Genomic DNA, 16,744 nt, shown 5'->3' on the forward strand with positions numbered 1-16,744 from the left:
TAACGTCTGGCGTTTCGCTTGGCGAGCACTCTTTAACCGTTACGGCGCAAAAAATAGACACCGACGCCCGCACACAGCAGAGTGGGAACCAAGACAGCCCATACGGGTGAAAATCCAAAAATGGTCGAGGCAGGTGCCAATAAATCCTGGATATATTTAAAGCTCAGTCCGGTGACAACGCCATAAAATACCCGCGTGCCTGCAGCTACCGTACGTAGCGGACCAAACACAAAGGAAGCCGCAATCAGTACCAGCGATCCCATAGTGAGCGGCAGCAGCACTTTCTGCCAAAAATAGAGGAGTGCCTGATCGTTCTGCAGGCCCTGCTCTTCAAGAAAGCGTGCATAGTGCCAAAGCTCGCTGGGCGCCTGACTTTGGATATCACGCAGCAGCCGTTCTAACTGCGTGGGTGTGAACGACGTTTCCCAGCCCATGCTTTCGATTTGATCAGACTCGGTGTAATCGTCAAATATGCGCGTGGTGGTAACGCTCTCCAGCAGCCACGCATCGTCTTCCCAAATAGCGCGCTGGGCATAGGTTGCCTCGACTAAGCGGCGGCCATCAAAACGGTAGCGGGTTAAATCAAGCACCACGTTATCCGCACGAATTGCGCCAAAGCGATAGACACTATCGCCTTCGATTTGCCAACCGCTACGGCTAGTAAGCATGGCTCCTTCACCCTGAATTTTCTCTAGCCGCCATGCCTCAGCGAACTGTTCGGTACGCGGACTGACATACTCAGCGACCATCAGCACGACAACCACCACCAACAGCACCGGCTTCATTACCCCCCACAAAATGCGCGCCAGAGACCGCCCTGCGGCACGCATTACCGTAAGCTCGTTGCTGGACGCCATGGTACCCAAGCCAATTAGCGCACCAATTAGCACCGCTACCGGTGCATATTGATAAAAGCGCCAAGGGGTGCGCATAAGTAGATACAGCAAGGCATCAAGGGCGGTATAACCTGCTTGCACATCACCTAAGTCGTCAATATAGGCAATAGTAATATCCAACCCCAGCAGCACCACTTGAACCACGATAATGGCTGCCAGCACATTGCGAGCAATATAGCGATCAAGGCGGTCAGCGACTGTTAATACCCTTAACATTAACGCATCCCCTTACGTTGCGAGTGCCACAGCAGTAGCAGACCCAAACCTAAAAACAGTCCATGTACGGGCCACACTCCCAGCGTGGCAGACCAATTGCCACTGCCAATCGCATCCACCGCGGCCAGCAGCAAGCTGAGATAAGCCACATATAAAAACACTGCAGGGAGAAGCTTGCCAAAACGACCCTGACGAGGATTCACACGAGAAAGTGGTTGCGCCATCAACGCCAGCACAAACACCATTAGCGGAAGCCCTGCACGCCACTGCCACTGGGCCTGAGCGCGTGAGCTGGGGTCGTTCCACAACATTGGCGTGGTCGCATACTCCAGTGAATCAAGCTCCTGCCGGTCGCGACTCAATCCCAAACGCAACGTATAACGCTCAAAGGTGAGCCGTTCGGCGTTTCTTTGCCCAGGAGTTACCCCGTAACGCTCGCCGCTATCCAGTACCAAAAAGCGGCTGCCGGTGTCGAGCCGCGTCTCCTGATAACCAGACGCTGCTCGGGTAATATAGTCATGGGTCGACTCGTCGCCAGGCTGGTTTTGTTCGTGTACCAGCACATCCTGCATTTCGGTTCCATCGCTGGAGAAGCTGCCGATATAAGCAGTACGACCACCGCCAAACTCTTGAAAGCGGCCAGGGGCCAACACAGAGACATCCAGGCGACTACGCTGCTCTTCCAGTACGGTTTCAGTTTGCAGCGCGCCATAGGGCGTCAGCCATAGGCTACACAAGCCCACCAGCACAGCCACAACGCTGGCGGGCAGCAGGGTCACCTTCAACAGTCGCGTAGGGCTCATTCCGCAGGCGACCATCACGGTGATTTCGCTGTTCATGTACAGCTGCCCGTAGGCCAGCATGATGCCCAAAAAAAACGACAGCGGTAGAATCAATTCCATAAAACCAGGCAGGTGATACACCATCAGGCTACCCAGCATAGTGACGGGAATATCGCCTTCTGCCGCATCCGAAAAATAGCGGATAAAGCGGCTGCCCATGATCACCAACAGCAGAATGCCAGCAACTGCCGACATGGTAAGTAACACTTCGCGAGTTAGATACCGAAATAAAATCAACGCGCTCTCCGGCTAGTCGTGCAGGATGCCATGCAATCAGGGCATAGCTTGGGTACACTAATCGAACTATTCTCAGTCCCTTTTCAAAATCAAAAGCAACGAGGCATTATCCCGAATCCCTCGATGCTTGTCTTGTTGGAGACGTCATGGAATTTTCCGTTCAGACTGCTAACCCGGCCAAAGCCGAAACAGCTTGTCTCGTGGTGCCGGTTTTTAAAGATAGCGGCCTACTGCCCACCGTCGCCAAATTAGACGACGCCAGCGAGAGACTGATTGGCCAATTGCTGGAGCGTGGCGACTTTGATGCAGCGCTTGGCAATGTGCAAATGGTGCCGTTTGCGCCGGGCCTGGGTGCTGAGCGCATCTTACTAGTTGGCTTGGGGGAACGCGAAAAGTGCCAGGAAGCCGCCTTTATTAAAGCCTTTGATGCCGCCATGGCGGCGTTAGTAAAACTGCCCATTGACGAAGCCAGCTTAGTATTTAGCGACGTACCCCTCGCTGACTGCGACACGGCCTGGAAAGCGCGCAAAATAATGGAAGCCGCCGAGCGAGCCATTTACCGCTTTGATCAATTTAAATCCTCGCCAGCTCCCGTGCCCAGCCTTGCCAAGCTGACGCTAATGGCGAGCGATGCCGAATCGATCCCACAGATTAAGCAGGGGGCGTTCATCGGCAATGCGATCGGCCAAGGCATTAGTTTAACCCGCACCCTAGGCAACTTGCCCGGCAATGTATGCACGCCCAGCTATTTAGCTGACCAGGCAGAGCAGTTGGGGCGCGAATCGAAAGGTGCACTCGAGGTAGAGATTCTTGATGAAGAGGCGCTGGAAGCCCTGGGTGCGGGCTCGCTGCTTTCTGTAGGTCGCGGCAGCAAAGAGCCATCACGCCTGATCGTGATGAAATACCAGGGCGCCGAAAAAGCCGAGGATGCCCCTCATGTTTTGATCGGCAAAGGCATTACCTTTGATACCGGCGGTATTTCGCTTAAGCCGGGCGAAGGCATGGACGAAATGAAGTTCGACATGTGCGGCGCTGCCAGCGTGTTTGGTACCGTCAAAGCCGTGCTGGAGATCAAGCCCAAGCTGAATCTGGTGTTTATCGTCGCCGCAGCGGAAAACATGCCCGACGGCCACGCCACCAAGCCCGGCGACATTATCAAAACACTGAAAGGCCTCACCGTCGAAGTACTTAACACCGACGCAGAGGGCCGACTGGTGCTGTGCGATGCGCTGACCTACGCCGAGCGCTTTACCCCCGCCAGCGTGGTCGATATTGCTACCCTTACCGGTGCCGTAATTGTTGGCCTGGGACACCACGCCACCGGTCTGCTCTCCAACGACGATGATCTAGCGCTGGATCTTCTCGATGCGGGCGAAGCCGCCTGGGATCGCGCCTGGCACCTGCCACTTTGGGACGAATACCAAGAGCAGCTGGAGTCCAACTTTGCCGATCTGGCCAACATTGGCGGCCGCCCCGCAGGTACGATTACCGCCGCGTGCTTTTTATCACGCTTCGCCGACCACTTCCCCTGGGCGCACCTGGATATCGCGGGCACTGCTTGGCATTCAGGCAAGCAAAAAGGCGCCACCGGCCGGCCTGTTGGGCTGTTAACCCAGTACCTGTTGGACCGTGAAACCGATGCCCAAGTAGAAAACAGCGACGGCTAATATCACCACTCGGCACCACGATCCCTCGTTCAACGGTTGCCTTTCAGCGCGGCAACCGTTAAACCTGAACACATGAGCGTGCGCCCTGCCCTTGGGCACACGCCGTGCTTACACACACTGCTTACTTTTGCCCTTCGGGGTCTGGCTCTAGCGGAGACAACACGCCGTGCCCACAGCTTCAGATAACCAGTCAGAATCGCGTTTTGAAATACTGCCGTCCAACCAGCCGACGGCCGATGAGATCCGTGAAAACATCCTTAAAAACCCAGGTTTTGGTCGCTACTTTACCGACCACATGGCCCATATTCGTTGGACTGTGGACGCCGACTGGCACGGCCATCAGGTGCGCCCTTACGGCCCATTGACGCTCGATCCCGCCTCCTCAGTGCTGCATTACGGCCAGGAGATTTTTGAGGGCATCAAAGCCTACCGTCATGCCGACGGCTCGATTTGGACGTTCCGCCCCGAGAAAAATGCCGAGCGCTTCCGCCGCAGCGCCCGCCGATTAGCGCTGCCGGAACTGTCCGATGAGGATTTCATCGGCTCGCTGAAAGCCCTGCTCGCCCAGGATCAGGCTTGGGTACCTACGCCTGCCAGCGCGTCTGATGAATGTAGTCTCTACCTGCGTCCGTTCATGATCGCCTCGGAAGCCTTCCTGGGCGTACGTCCGTCACAGGAAGTCGACTACTATGTGATCGCCTCCCCGGCGGCGGCCTACTTCAAAGGCGGCATTGCCCCGGTGTCGATCTGGCTCTCCTCGAACTACAAGCGTGCAGCCGCAGGCGGCACCGGCTTTGCTAAATGTGGCGGTAACTACGCGGCTTCATTAGCCGCGCAGAAAGAGGCCGAAGCGCATCAGTGTGGTCAGGTCGCGTTTCTCGATGCTGCTGAAAACAAGTGGGTGGAAGAGCTGGGCGGCATGAACCTTTTCTTCGTCTTCAAAGACGGCCGTTTGGTGACCCCGCGCCTGACCGACACCATTCTCGAAGGCGTGACGCGCAACTCCGTTCTCACGTTGGCCAAAGATGAAGGTCTAACGCCGGAAGAGCGCCCGATTAGCATTGACGAGTGGCGCGAAGGCGCCGCGTCCGGCGAGATCACCGAAGTGTTTGCCTGCGGTACCGCCGCGGTCATCACTCCGGTCGGTGAGCTGGTCACTGAAAACGAGCGTATCAAGCTCACCGCGGGCGGCAACAATGAAATCGCCATGCGCATCCGTACCAAACTGCTCGACCTGCAGTACGGCCGCAGTGAAGATAAGTACGGCTGGCTAACCCAGCTGGTTTAAGCGGGTTTAAAACCAACGCTTCACCGTTCAACGCCGCCGCAACGTTTGCGGCGGCGCTGTTTGTCAGTAGTACATTTATCTGCAATCGCTGGAGCCGCCGATGGCACGTATTGATTTCTACATTCTGCCCGATACGACCTTGGAGGCACGCTTGCAGTTTGCCTGCAAACTGGCCGAGACCATCTGGCGTAAAGGCTACCGCCTGCATCTGCACTGCGAAGACAGAGCCCTCGCCGAGCAGGCCGATAGCGCGCTTTGGAATTTTCGCCCGGAGGCCTATTTACCCCACGCCCTGGAAGATAGCGAAATGGCCGCCAGCGTGCCGATCACGCTAGGCTGGCAGCAGCTGCCGGTGCCCACGGAAGAAACCGCCCTGCTTAATTTGCACCCCGATATTCCCGAAGGTGTAGAACGCTACGCGCGAATCGCCGAGATCATCAATCAGCACCAACAAGTGCTGGTCGCCAAGCGCGCCTGCTGGCAGCGCTATAAAGAAATGGGCCATGAGGTCGTGCCGCATAAGCTCGGTTAACTAATTTATTAACAACAATAACTCAACACACGAGAGCGCCCATGCCGTTTCACACCTTTTTAGCCCGCACTCCCCTGGCCGTTATCGTCATCGCCCAACTGTTCGGCACTTCGCTGTGGTTTAGCGTTAATGGCGTTGGCTTGGCGCTGCAGGAGGCCGTGGGCCTTAGCGAAAGTGATTTAGGCTTGTTGACGATTGCGGTGCAGGCGGGGTTTATTACCGGCACCCTGCTGATTGCCACCACCGGCATTGCCGACCGTGTGCGCGCCAGTCATCTGTTTGCGATTTCTGCCGTGCTCGGCGCGCTGATCAACGCCGCCTTTATCGGCGTTGCAGAGAGCGTCACGCTGGCAGCCGTGGCGCGCTTTGCGACCGGCCTCTGCCTGGCGGGCATCTATCCGCTGGGTATGAAATTGGTGGTGAGCTGGACCCCCAGCCACGCCGGGGCAGCGCTGGGTTGGCTGGTGGGCATGCTGACCTTGGGCATTGCCTCGCCGCACCTGCTACGCGGGTTAACGCTGCACCTGCCCTGGCAGTGGCCGCTGCTGCTGGCCTCATTGTTGGCGCTGGTCGCCGCGCTAATGATTTTCAAACTGGGTGTTGGCCCGCACCTCCCGGCCACCGCCAAAAGCGGGCGCCCCTGGGCAGGGCTAGCCGCGTTTAAACAGCCGCGTTTTCGCGCCGCCGCGCTAGGTTATTTCGGCCATTGTTGGGAGCTGTATGCGCTGTGGGCGCTGGTGCCGTTTCTGGTCGCTAGGGAGTTGGAACGTCTTGGCGCTGCCAACGGCGCCCAGCCATGGCTAAGCTTTGCCGTGATTGCGTTGGGCTTGCCCGGCTGCGTACTTGCGGGCAAATGGAGCCGTCACATTGGCAGCGACCGCGTGGCCTGCGTGGCGTTAGCAACCTCTGGTGCGCTGTGTTTGGTATATCCGCTTTTGGGCAGCGCATCGCCCTGGCTGCTGCTGGCGCTTCTCGGCGTATGGGGCGTTAGCGTGATTGCCGATTCTGCTCAGTTTTCAGCGTTGGCATCGGCCACCGCCCCAGCCGAGCGACTGGGGGCAGCGCTGGCGATGATGAACGCTATCGGCTTCGGGCTCACCATTCCTTCGATTGCGCTGGTTACCGCGCTGTGGTCGAGCCAGTCGCTGGCGGTGATCTGGTGGTTATTGCCGGGTCCTATCCTGGGGCTCATCGCCATGCGCGGTTTTTCTTCGCATCAGCACCTTGCAAAGACGGTGCGCGACAACCGTTAACATTAACAACGAGCGTGAGTAGCACCTGACGCCCCCGGCACTCACGCTGTATACTCTCGCGCTATACAATTTCACATTTCTTGCCAGCCGTGAGCCGACTCTCCATGGAAAAGACCTACCAACCCGAACAGATCGAAACCCGCTGGTACGAGCGCTGGGAGGCCGACAACCGTTTCGCCCCTTCCGGCCAGGGCGAGCCCTTTTCGATCATGATTCCACCGCCCAACGTGACCGGCAGCCTGCACATGGGGCACGCGTTTCAGGACACCATTATGGATACCCTGACGCGCTGGAAGCGGATGCAGGGCAACAACACCCTGTGGCAGGTAGGCACCGACCATGCCGGTATCGCCACGCAGATGCTGGTGGAGCGTAAAATTGCCGCCGAAGAGGGTAAAACACGCCACGACCTCGGTCGCGATGCGTTTATCGATAAAGTGTGGGAGTGGAAGGAAGAGTCCGGCGGCCACATTACTCGCCAGCTGCGCCGCATGGGCGCCAGCGTGGACTGGAGTCGCGAGCGTTTCACCATGGACGACGGCTTCTATAAAGCGGTTCAAGAAGTCTTCGTACGCCTGCATGAAGAGAAGCTGATCTACCGTGGCAAGCGCCTAGTGAACTGGGATCCTACCCTGCACACCGCCATTTCTGATTTGGAAGTGGAAAATAAAGAGCAGCAGGGCAGCTTCTGGCACTTCCGCTACCCACTGGCCGATGGCGTCAAAACCGCCGACGGTAAAGATTACGTGGTCGTGGCCACCACTCGCCCGGAAACGCTGTTGGGCGACACCGGTGTGGCGGTTAACCCGGAAGATGAGCGCTACGCTTCACTGGTCGGCAAGTTTATCGAACTGCCGTTGGTGGGCCGTCGCATTCCTGTTGTGGCCGATGAGCACGCCGATATGGAGAAAGGCTCCGGCTGCGTCAAGATCACCCCGGCTCACGACTTTAATGACTATGAAGTCGGCAAGCGCCAGAACCATCTGCTGATCAACGTCTTCTCCAAAGATGCGACGATCCTTGAGCAAGCTGAGATTTTTAATCTTAAAGGCCAGCCCCAGCCCGACGAAGACGCCACGCTGCCCGCCAAATACGCAGGGCTTGACCGCTTTGAAGCGCGCAAGCAGATCGTTGCCGATATGGATGCCCTTGGCCTGCTGGAGCAAGTCGAAGCCGTTAACAACACCCTGCCCTATGGCGATCGCTCTGGCGATGTCATTGAGCCGTTGCTAACCGACCAGTGGTTTGTGGCGGTGGAAAGCCTCGCCAAGCCCGCTATCGAGGCGGTGGAGAACGGCGACATCCAGTTCGTGCCTAAAAACTACGAAAACATGTACTTTGCCTGGATGCGTGACCTGCAGGATTGGTGTATTTCCCGTCAGCTTTGGTGGGGCCACCGCATTCCCGCCTGGTACGACGCCGAAGGCAATGTTTACGTTGCCCGTAGCGAAGAAGAAGCTCGCGAGAAGCATGCACTCGAACCCGATGTGGTGCTGACGCAAGACGAAGACGTACTCGATACATGGTTTAGCTCGGGGCTGTGGACTTTCGGCACTCTCGGCTGGCCGGAAAAAACTCCGGAGCTTGAGACCTTCCACCCCTCAAGTGTGCTGGTCACTGGCTTTGACATCATCTTTTTCTGGGTAGCCCGGATGATCATGATGACCCTGAAGTTCACCAAGCAGGTGCCGTTTAAGACGGTTTACGTACACGGCTTAGTACGCGATGGTCAGGGCCAGAAGATGTCCAAATCCAAGGGCAACGTGCTCGACCCTATCGACTTGATCGATGGTATTACGCTGGAAGAGCTACTCGAAAAGCGTACCGGCAATATGATGCAGCCGAAACAGGCCAAGGCGATTGCCAAAGCCACCAAGGATGAGTTTAAAGACGGCATTGAAGCCCACGGCACCGATGCGCTGCGCTTTACGTTCCTCTCCCAGGCCACCACCGGGCGCGATATCAAGTTTGATATGAACCGCCTGGATGGCTATCGCAACTTCTGCAATAAGCTGTGGAACGCCTCACGCTACGTGCTGATGAATGCCGAAGGCGAAGATTGCGGCACTAACGGCGACGAGGTTGAGCTTTCCTTGGCCGACCGTTGGATCATCTCACAGCTACAGAAAACCGAAGCGCAGGTCACCAAGGCGCTGGATGAGTACCGCTTTGACCACGCCTCCCAAGCGCTGTACGAATTCATCTGGAACGAGTACTGCGACTGGTATTTGGAGCTCTCCAAGCCCGTGCTGTGGGACGAAAATGCGACGGCCGAAGCCAAACGCGGCACTCGCCGCACATTGGTGCGCGTACTAGAAGCTATCCTGCGCTTGGCCCATCCGATGATGCCCTATATCACCGAAGAGATCTGGCAACGCGTCTCACCGTTGGCAGGTGTGTTTATGGGTGACGACGCAACGATCATGCTGCAAGCTTGGCCAGAAGCCGATGAGAGTAAAATCGACGAACAGGCCAGCCTGGATATCGAGTGGCTCAAAGGCGTCATCATCGCCGTGCGTAACATCCGCGCCGAAATGAACATCGCCCCCGGCAAACCGCTCGACGTGCTGCTGACCAAAGGCAAGCCCGAAGACGCCGAGCGACTGGAAAGCAACCGCCATTTCCTTTCCAAACTCGCCAAGTTGGAAAGCGTCACTTGGCTTGAAAACCCAGACGACGCCCCGCTCTCAGCCACGCAGTTGGTAGGCGATATGGAAGTATTGGTGCCGATGGCGGATCTCATCGACAAAGACGCTGAAATCGCCCGCCTCAGCAAAGAGATCGAGAAGCAGGACAAGCTGATCGGCGGCATCGAGAAGAAGCTCAGCAACGACGGCTTTATCGCCAAAGCGCCGGTTACAGTGGTGGAAAAAGAGCGCGGCAAACTGGCTGAATTCCAAGCGGCTAAAAAGCTGTTGGAAGAGCAAAAGGCGAAGATTGAGGCGTTGTAATAACGCTTTCATAGCTTGCAACTAAAAAAGGGCGGTACTTAGCGGTGCCGCCTATTAACGAATGTTATAAATCCTTTTTAATTAAGTAATTACCTGCCAAAAAGCATGCTTATCGCTGGAAACCCGAGACGCCTTTACTATGTTAATAGTGATGTCGGTTAATGCTGTATTAAATCGGCATTTAAACCACTTGGCATATTAAGGAGGATAGCCATGCGCTTTATTTCAACGCGGGTACACGGGATGGTCGATTATCTAATGGGCTTGCTGCTTATCGTCGCTCCCTTCCTGCTCGGTTTCGCCACGGGCGGCGCTGCACAGTGGGTGCCGATCATCTTGGGTGTGGTCATGCTGGCGTCAGCCATTATGACCAAGTATGAGCTGGGGCTTATGCACATGATCCCCATGCCACTCCACCTCACCATGGATCTGATCAGCGGTATTCTGCTGCTCGTTTCGCCTTGGCTGTTCGGCTTCGCGGATACGGTCTATTTGCCGCATGTGATTCTCGGCATCATCGAGATTGGCGCCAGCCTTACCACGGAAAAACAACCGCGAAACATGGTGGCTACAACGAACCGACGCTGAGTATTGCTGTTTTCGTTTCCACCGGCGGCCCTATCGCCCTTGGATAGAGAAGTGAATAACGCCTTTAGCTTACGCGCCCACCAAATCATAAGGTGGGCGCTTTGCGTTATGTAGCACCATTTGAGCGATCTGGCTGGCATGTATAGCGCCTTATACTCTGTCTTAAGCAGTCTTTATCACTTTTTCTTACGAAACGTGTAAGGTTGGTACAAGAACAGCCACTAAGTGGCATCGCTGATTCAGCAACAATATGGACTGCTCTATGCCGACACCAACTGAAGCGCGATTAGAGGCGCTGGCGACCGAACTTGAGCGGGCCGGGATTGCGTACCGCGAGCTTTCGCCGATGGCGGATACCGGGCTAGCTCATGATCATGTATGGGTGCATCGCCGCGATGGCGATGATTGGGTGGCGCGGCTACCGAAGCAGAGCCAGATGAACCTGCCGCCGGAAGCGAACCTTGCCTACCAGGCCGCCTGCTATCGCCGCTCTAGCCCTGGCGGGCACACGCCAACGCTTTATAACACCCTGCCACCAAGCGAATCGCTGCCTCGTGGCGGGTTATTGGTTGAGGCGATCCGCGGCCGTTTGGCCAGCCTGCCGGAAGATCTGCCCGCCATCGCGGATGCTCTTGCCAGCCTGCACCGTCAACTGCTGCCCGCTCTCGCGGCGCGGGCACCTCTGCTCGCGCCTGAAAACCCGTGGCAGGCGATGGTCGATGAAGTGCGCCAGCAGGCTAACTGGCTTGGTGATGCGCAGCTTTCGAGCAAAGTAACTCAACGCATTAAGCAGGAACTGGATCTCCTCCCGCCCCACCTAAGCGATGCCACCCCTACGCTGATTAGCTTTGATACACATCCCGGCAACTTCTTGATCCGTGATGATGGCCGCGCCGTATTGGTTGATTTAGAGAAGTGCCGCTACGGCCTTCCAGGCATTGATCTGGCTCATACCTCGCTCTATACGTCGACTACCTGGGATATCAACAGCCAAGCCGAGCTATCGCTAAGCGACGTGATTCATTTTTACCGCCGCTGGCAAGCCGCCATGGACGTATCTCCAGATACCGACACACTGGTCGCCTGCCGCCGGGCCACCTGGCTTTGGTCGCTGACGTGGTGTGCTAAATGGCGCGCCCAGCACTTAAACGCCAAGGATGCCCAGCAGCGCGGTGAAGACTGGTCGGCAGAACTCACAGACCCCACGGTGATTGACCACGTGCGCGACCGAGTTGAACACTACCTCTCGCTGCCGATTATTGACCACGTGCATAGCGAGCTTCAGTGCTTGCAAGCCTCCCTATAACGTTTTTACCTACTGATATGAGGTTCGCGCGATGCCGATTAACCGTTACTCCCTGCGTGAGACGTTTTCAACAACGCTCGCCACCTCCATTTCCACAGCGATGCTAGCTCTTGCGTTTCCTGCCATGGCCAACCCTGACCCTAGTGATTGGCAAAGCGTGGTAGCAGACGCCGAAGGCCAAACCGTTTACTGGAATGCCTGGGGTGGCGATACGCGCACCAATCGTTACATCGACTGGGTGGCGCAGCAGGTGCAGGCACAATTCGGCGTCGAGGTTGAGCACGTAAAACTGGATGATACGGGCAGTGCTGTGGCGCGGGTGCTGGCGGAAAAACAGGCGGGTAACCACGATGAAGGCAGTATCGACCTGATTTGGATCAACGGGGAAAACTTTGCGGCGATGCGCGAAAGCGACCTGCTATTTGGCCCCTTCGCCGAGGCACTGCCCAACTTTGCGCTTACCAATGCGACCGAAAACCCTGAGGTGGTCACCGACTTTACGCTGCCCACCGAGGGCTATGAGTCGCCATGGGGTAAAGCGCAGATCACTTTCTATTTCGACAGCGATCAAACCGAAACACCACCCCAGGATATCCAGTCGCTGCTCACATGGGCCGAAGCGAATCCTGGCCAATTCAGCTACCCCCGCATTCCCGACTTCACCGGCAGCACCTTCCTGAAGCAGGCACTGATTGAGCTGACAGATCAGGATGAGGCGCTTTATCAGCCGGTGTCAGAGAGCAATTTCGACGCCGTAACAGCGCCGCTTTGGGCTTACTTGGATGCGTTGCACCCACATCTTTGGCGCAGTGGTCGCAGCTTCCCCGACTCAGGCCCCAATCTGCGCACGCTGATGAGCGATGGCGAGTTGAGCTTGGCGTTTTCGTTCTACCCCACCGATGCCGCCGTAGCCGTCATGGAGTATGAGCTGCCCGATAGCGTGCGCAGCTACGTGTTGGAAGGCGGCACCCTGGGTAACGTCCACTTTGTGGCGATTCCCTATAACTCGCCCCATAAAGCCGGTGCCATGGTGCTCGCCGACTTTCTACTTTCACCGCAAGCCCAGGCCGAAAAACAGTCGCTGGCAATGTGGGGAGACCGCAGCGTTTTGGATATCGATCAGTTAGAAGCGGCTGACCAGGCCCTGTTTGAACAGGGTGACCGGCACCCTTCTGAGCTAGCGGCGGATGCGCTATCAAACACGCTACCCGAGCCGCACCCCAGTTGGATGACCTCCCTGCAAGACGCATGGCTTGAGCGTTACGGCGTTAACTAGACCATGCTGCGACTGGCCCCGGCACTCATCATTGCCCTGCTCGTACTGCCGGTAGGCGCAGGGCTGCTGATGGTTCTGCTGCCAGCATTTGGCTACCTGCCGACGCTGGGTGGATATAGCGTTAGTTTAGCCCCCTGGCAGATGCTGTTCGCCCAGCCGGGGCTAGCTCGATCAGTAGCCATCAGCTTTGCCAGCGGGTTGGTGAGCACCGCCCTCGCGCTAATAATGGTGGTGCTGTTTTTGGCGGCCAGTCGAGGCACTTGGTTAGATCGTGGTATTCGGCGGCTGGTCTCACCGCTGCTCGCCATTCCTCATGCCGCTATTGCCTTTGGATTTGCCTTTTTGATTGCCCCTTCAGGCCTTGTGGCGCGGCTGATATCGCCCTCACTAACGGGGTGGGAGCGTCCGCCGGATGCGTTGATCGTCAATGATCCGTTGGGGCTCTCCCTGATGGCCGGACTGGTGTTGAAAGAGGCGCCATTTCTTCTATTAATGAGTCTTGCAGCGCTGCCGCAGCTAGCACCTGAAAAGCGCTTAATGCTAGCGCGGTCGCTGGGTTACTCACCTACAATAGCTTGGCTAAAAACCGTACTGCCCTCTCTTTATCCGCTGATTCGCCTGCCGGTTTATGCGGTGATCGCCTATGCCACATCGGTCGTCGATATGGCGCTGATTCTGGGCCCGACACTTCCCCCCACGCTCAGCGTGTCGATTCTTGGCTGGTTTAACGACCCCAATATTAGCCACCGTTTTATGGCTTCGGCGGCGGCGGTGCTGCAACTTGGCATTACGCTCGCCGCGCTGCTCTGCTGGTGGCTGCTGGAACAACTTATCCGCACACTAACACGTGGCTGGTTGACCAACGGCAGTCGCCAGCGCGGCGAGACTGCACTGCGGCTGTTTGGCCGCTCGGCATTACTGATTTCCAGCGGTACGGCACTGGCTGCCCTGATCGGCTTGGGGCTTTTCTCTGTGGCTGGCTTTTGGCGGTTTCCTGAAGTGCTGCCGCAGATGCTGACACTCGATCATTGGCAGCGCAGTGGCTCAATGCTGGCGTCCCCGCTGCTCAATACAGCGCTGATTGGGCTTATTTCCACGACGCTGGCCACCGCGCTGGTACTCGCCACGCTAGAGAACGAGCACCGCCAGCACCTTCAGCCCAAACGGGCTCTGTGGCTGCTCTACTTACCGCTGCTGGTGCCGCAAATCGCCTTTCTTTTTGGGCTGATTGTCGCGGCTGAAAGCGTGGGCATTCGTCCTCAGCTAGGCCTCGTTATCGCGGGCCACTTACTGTTTGTACTACCTTATGTCTATCTTTCATTAGCCGAGGCGTACCGCCAACTGGATCCTCGCTGGCTGCAGGTAGCACGTTCATTGGGCGCGTCACGCAGCGCCGCATTTTGGCGCGTACGCCTGCCGCTACTATTAGCGCCGCTGTTAACGGCCTTTGCCGTGGGTTTAGCGGTCAGTATCGGCCAGTACTTACCCACTCAACTACTCGGGGCCGGGCGTGTCACAACGGTAACGACAGAGGCAGTTGCGCTTGCCGCGGGCAGCAACCGACGCTTAATCGGCGTGTGGGCGCTAGTACAAGCGGGTTTGCCATTAATCGGCTTTATGCTTGCCCTAACGCTGCCCCGCTTTCTGGGCGCGCAGCGCCGTGAACACGCTACCTAAGAGAGAGCCACCGTGACCGCTTTATCAACCGCGCCACTGCGCCTGGAACAGATAAAAATAGCCTTGGCAGGCCGCGAGCTATTAGCGGTAGACGCCACGATTGCCCCTGGCGAAGTGCTGACGGTAATGGGCCCTTCCGGGTCGGGAAAATCGACCCTACTGGCGTATATTGCCGGTTTTCTTGAGCGCGAGTTTAGCGCCAGTGGCGGCGTATGGCTGGGCGAACATCAGTTACTGGATCTACCTGCAGAGAAGCGTGGCATAGGGCTACTGTTTCAAGACCCGCTGCTGTTTCCGCACCTAAGCGTCGGCGGCAACTTGCGTTTTGGGCTACCTCGACATAGCCGTGATCAGCGCCAGCAGGTCACCCACGCGCTTGAACAGATTGGGCTGGCAGGCTTTGAAGAGCGCGACCCGGCCACCCTTTCCGGCGGCCAAAAAGCGCGGGTGGCGTTAATGCGCCTGCTGCTTTCAAAGCCCCGAGCAGTGTTGCTAGACGAGCCTTTTTCCAAGCTGGACACAGCGCTGCGCCAAGAGATGCGATCGCTGGTGTTTAGCCAGCTGCGGGAAGCTGGCCTGCCAGCGCTACTGGTCACCCATGACCACGCAGATGCCAACGCAGCGGGAGGACCTGTAATTGCGCTCGGCTGAAAAACCTCCGCGTCTTAGCATCGTGGTCCCCGTGCTTAATGAAGCGCTAACACTGGCTCAGCATTTAACCGCGCTGCAGTCGCTGCGTACTCATGGAGTAGAAGTGGTGGTGGTCGATGGCGAAAGCTGTGACGACAGCGTTCGCGTTGCCAAATCGCTGGCTGACCGTGTGCTCAGCAGCCCTCCAGGGCGAGGCGTACAAATGAACTTAGGGGCGCAACACGCTAGCGCTTCAACGTTGCTGTTTCTGCATGCAGATACTCAGTTGCCTGTGGGCGCCGTTGAGCAGATTATCCATGCTTTGAAGCCCTATGCCATGAAGCCCCATGCCTGGGGGCGCTTTGATATTCAACTCTCAGGCCGAAGCGGCTGGCTCCCGGTCATCAGCTGGATGATGAACCAGCGCTCGCGGCTTACTGGCATCGCCACCGGCGATCAGGGCATCTTTGTATGCGCCAGCGCATTCAAGGCCATAGGTGGCTTTCCTGAGCAGCCACTGATGGAAGATATCGAACTCGCTAAACGGCTCAAACGGGTGTCTCGACCCGCCTGTTTAAAGGCGAAAGTGGTAAGCTCAGGCAGGCGCTGGGATCACTACGGCGCGTGGAAAACGATCCGCCTGATGTGGCGGCTGCGCTATCGCTACTGGCGCGGCGTTAGCGCAACCCAACTCATTAAGGAGTATCGTGATGCCCGCTGAAACGCCGGTAAAGAGCAGGCTGTTGCCCCACCTCCATCTGCTGGCGAAGGCGCCTCTGGCAGGCCAGGCCAAAACGCGCCTGGCACCACTGCTGGGCAGTGAGGGCGCCGCTGAGGCGCATGCCGAACTGCTGCGCCACTGCGTCGCGACTGCGTGCAAAGCGCTACCCGCAGAACAAGTCACGCTTTGGACGGCGCTTGATCACACACACCCGCTGTTTATCGAGCTTCGTGAGCAGTTTGGCTTTATCTTAAACGCCCAGCCGGATGGCGACTTAGGAGCACGCGTTCGCTACGCCCTCAAGAGTACACCGGGGCCAGCCATGCTGATGGGCAGTGACTGCCCCAGTATTACCAGTGCGCTGATTACTACCTGTGCACAACAATTAACCCGCTACAACGTGGTCATTTTACCCGCCGAAGACGGCGGTTACGGCTTTATTGGCACCCAGCAAGACTACCCAACACTCTTTAAAGACATTCCCTGGGGCACCCAAAGCGTACTTACAACCACGCGGCAGCGCATTGAGGCGTTGGGGCTCAACGCGGCTTACCCAGCGACTATTTGGGATGTGGATCGACCCGAGGATTGGCAACGCTGGAAAGCGTTAACGATTCCCGTGTAAGGAAACTGGCTCTCTTACCACTCAGTTAGCACCACTCAC

General features: G+C 57.2%; 14 protein-coding genes. 12 read left to right on the top strand and 2 right to left on the bottom strand.

Translation table 11 applies throughout. The features are described from left to right. Window positions 1-32 precede the first annotated feature (32 nt). Window positions 33-1,112 (bottom strand): LPS export ABC transporter permease LptG, encoded by a 1,080-nt coding sequence (gene lptG, locus CXF87_RS16405; protein WP_101147375.1) that lies wholly within the window; start codon window positions 1,110-1,112, stop codon window positions 33-35. Continuing rightward, entirely contained in the window at window positions 1,112-2,191 is a 1,080-nt protein-coding gene (lptF, locus tag CXF87_RS16410; RefSeq protein WP_101147376.1) for an LPS export ABC transporter permease LptF, read from the bottom strand. Before lptF ends, lptG begins: the two co-directional genes overlap by 1 nt. 146 nt (window positions 2,192-2,337) lie before the next feature. On the opposite strand from lptF, the gene CXF87_RS16415 reads away from it, so the two are divergent. The 12 genes from CXF87_RS16415 (at window position 2,338) to CXF87_RS16470 (ending at window position 16,705) form a co-directional block, all read left to right on the top strand. Next, window positions 2,338-3,858 (top strand): leucyl aminopeptidase, encoded by a 1,521-nt coding sequence (locus tag CXF87_RS16415; protein ID WP_101147377.1) that lies wholly within the window; start codon window positions 2,338-2,340, stop codon window positions 3,856-3,858. Window positions 3,859-4,024: 166 nt separating this feature from the next. Next, a complete protein-coding gene (locus tag CXF87_RS16420) occupies window positions 4,025-5,146 on the top strand; it encodes a branched-chain amino acid aminotransferase (protein WP_101147378.1) in 1,122 nt (373 codons plus the stop codon). Window positions 5,147-5,246: 100 nt separating this feature from the next. Next, on the top strand, window positions 5,247-5,678 hold the full coding sequence (locus CXF87_RS16425; protein WP_101147379.1) for a DNA polymerase III subunit chi: 432 nt from the start codon (window positions 5,247-5,249) through the stop codon (window positions 5,676-5,678). A 41-nt stretch (window positions 5,679-5,719) separates the two neighbouring features. Continuing rightward, the gene (locus CXF87_RS16430) at window positions 5,720-6,931 is read left to right on the top strand and encodes an MFS transporter (protein ID WP_101147380.1); all 1,212 of its coding nucleotides are present in this window, start codon (window positions 5,720-5,722) and stop codon (window positions 6,929-6,931) included. A gap of 104 nt (window positions 6,932-7,035) precedes the next feature. Beyond that, window positions 7,036-9,882: a valine--tRNA ligase gene (locus CXF87_RS16435; RefSeq protein WP_101147381.1), complete on the top strand. Its 2,847-nt coding sequence runs from the start codon at window positions 7,036-7,038 to the stop codon at window positions 9,880-9,882. Between the two features lie 213 nt (window positions 9,883-10,095). Further along, window positions 10,096-10,470 carry an SPW repeat domain-containing protein gene (locus CXF87_RS16440; protein ID WP_101147382.1) on the top strand — a complete coding sequence of 125 codons (375 nt, stop codon included), beginning with the start codon at window positions 10,096-10,098 and terminating at the stop codon, window positions 10,468-10,470. Between the two features lie 262 nt (window positions 10,471-10,732). Continuing rightward, window positions 10,733-11,776, top strand: a complete 1,044-nt coding sequence (locus tag CXF87_RS16445) for a phosphotransferase (RefSeq protein ID WP_101147383.1) — start codon at window positions 10,733-10,735, stop codon at window positions 11,774-11,776. Window positions 11,777-11,807: 31 nt separating this feature from the next. Further along, complete coding sequence (locus CXF87_RS16450; protein ID WP_101147384.1) at window positions 11,808-13,052, top strand: ABC transporter substrate-binding protein; 1,245 nt, start codon at window positions 11,808-11,810, stop codon at window positions 13,050-13,052. Between the two features lie 3 nt (window positions 13,053-13,055). Beyond that, window positions 13,056-14,729: an ABC transporter permease gene (locus tag CXF87_RS16455; RefSeq protein WP_101147385.1), complete on the top strand. Its 1,674-nt coding sequence runs from the start codon at window positions 13,056-13,058 to the stop codon at window positions 14,727-14,729. 12 nt (window positions 14,730-14,741) lie between these two features. Beyond that, on the top strand, window positions 14,742-15,380 hold the full coding sequence (locus tag CXF87_RS16460; RefSeq protein WP_101147386.1) for an ATP-binding cassette domain-containing protein: 639 nt from the start codon (window positions 14,742-14,744) through the stop codon (window positions 15,378-15,380). Beyond that, window positions 15,367-16,080 carry a TIGR04283 family arsenosugar biosynthesis glycosyltransferase gene (locus CXF87_RS16465; protein ID WP_101147387.1) on the top strand — a complete coding sequence of 238 codons (714 nt, stop codon included), beginning with the start codon at window positions 15,367-15,369 and terminating at the stop codon, window positions 16,078-16,080. Before CXF87_RS16460 ends, CXF87_RS16465 begins: the two co-directional genes overlap by 14 nt. After that, window positions 16,070-16,705, top strand: coding sequence for a TIGR04282 family arsenosugar biosynthesis glycosyltransferase (locus CXF87_RS16470; RefSeq protein ID WP_101147388.1), 636 nt, complete (start codon window positions 16,070-16,072; stop codon window positions 16,703-16,705). Before CXF87_RS16465 ends, CXF87_RS16470 begins: the two co-directional genes overlap by 11 nt. Window positions 16,706-16,744: the final 39 nt, after the last annotated feature.

This window comes from Halomonas sp. MES3-P3E (assembly GCF_002836035.1).
In the GTDB taxonomy this organism is placed as follows: domain Bacteria; phylum Pseudomonadota; class Gammaproteobacteria; order Pseudomonadales; family Halomonadaceae; genus Vreelandella; species Vreelandella arctica.

What these genes read in the sequence shown, in the direction of transcription:
- lptG (WP_101147375.1), bottom strand. Translation starts at nt 1,112, where the DNA reads ATGTTAAGGGTATTAACAGTCGCTGACCGCCTTGATCGCTATATTGCT.
- CXF87_RS16415 (WP_101147377.1), top strand. Translation starts at nt 2,338, where the DNA reads ATGGAATTTTCCGTTCAGACTGCTAACCCGGCCAAAGCCGAAACAGCT.
- CXF87_RS16425 (WP_101147379.1), top strand. Translation starts at nt 5,247, where the DNA reads ATGGCACGTATTGATTTCTACATTCTGCCCGATACGACCTTGGAGGCA.
- CXF87_RS16430 (WP_101147380.1), top strand. Translation starts at nt 5,720, where the DNA reads ATGCCGTTTCACACCTTTTTAGCCCGCACTCCCCTGGCCGTTATCGTC.
- CXF87_RS16435 (WP_101147381.1), top strand. Translation starts at nt 7,036, where the DNA reads ATGGAAAAGACCTACCAACCCGAACAGATCGAAACCCGCTGGTACGAG.
- CXF87_RS16440 (WP_101147382.1), top strand. Translation starts at nt 10,096, where the DNA reads ATGCGCTTTATTTCAACGCGGGTACACGGGATGGTCGATTATCTAATG.
- CXF87_RS16445 (WP_101147383.1), top strand. Translation starts at nt 10,733, where the DNA reads ATGCCGACACCAACTGAAGCGCGATTAGAGGCGCTGGCGACCGAACTT.
- CXF87_RS16450 (WP_101147384.1), top strand. Translation starts at nt 11,808, where the DNA reads ATGCCGATTAACCGTTACTCCCTGCGTGAGACGTTTTCAACAACGCTC.
- CXF87_RS16455 (WP_101147385.1), top strand. Translation starts at nt 13,056, where the DNA reads ATGCTGCGACTGGCCCCGGCACTCATCATTGCCCTGCTCGTACTGCCG.
- CXF87_RS16470 (WP_101147388.1), top strand. Translation starts at nt 16,070, where the DNA reads ATGCCCGCTGAAACGCCGGTAAAGAGCAGGCTGTTGCCCCACCTCCAT.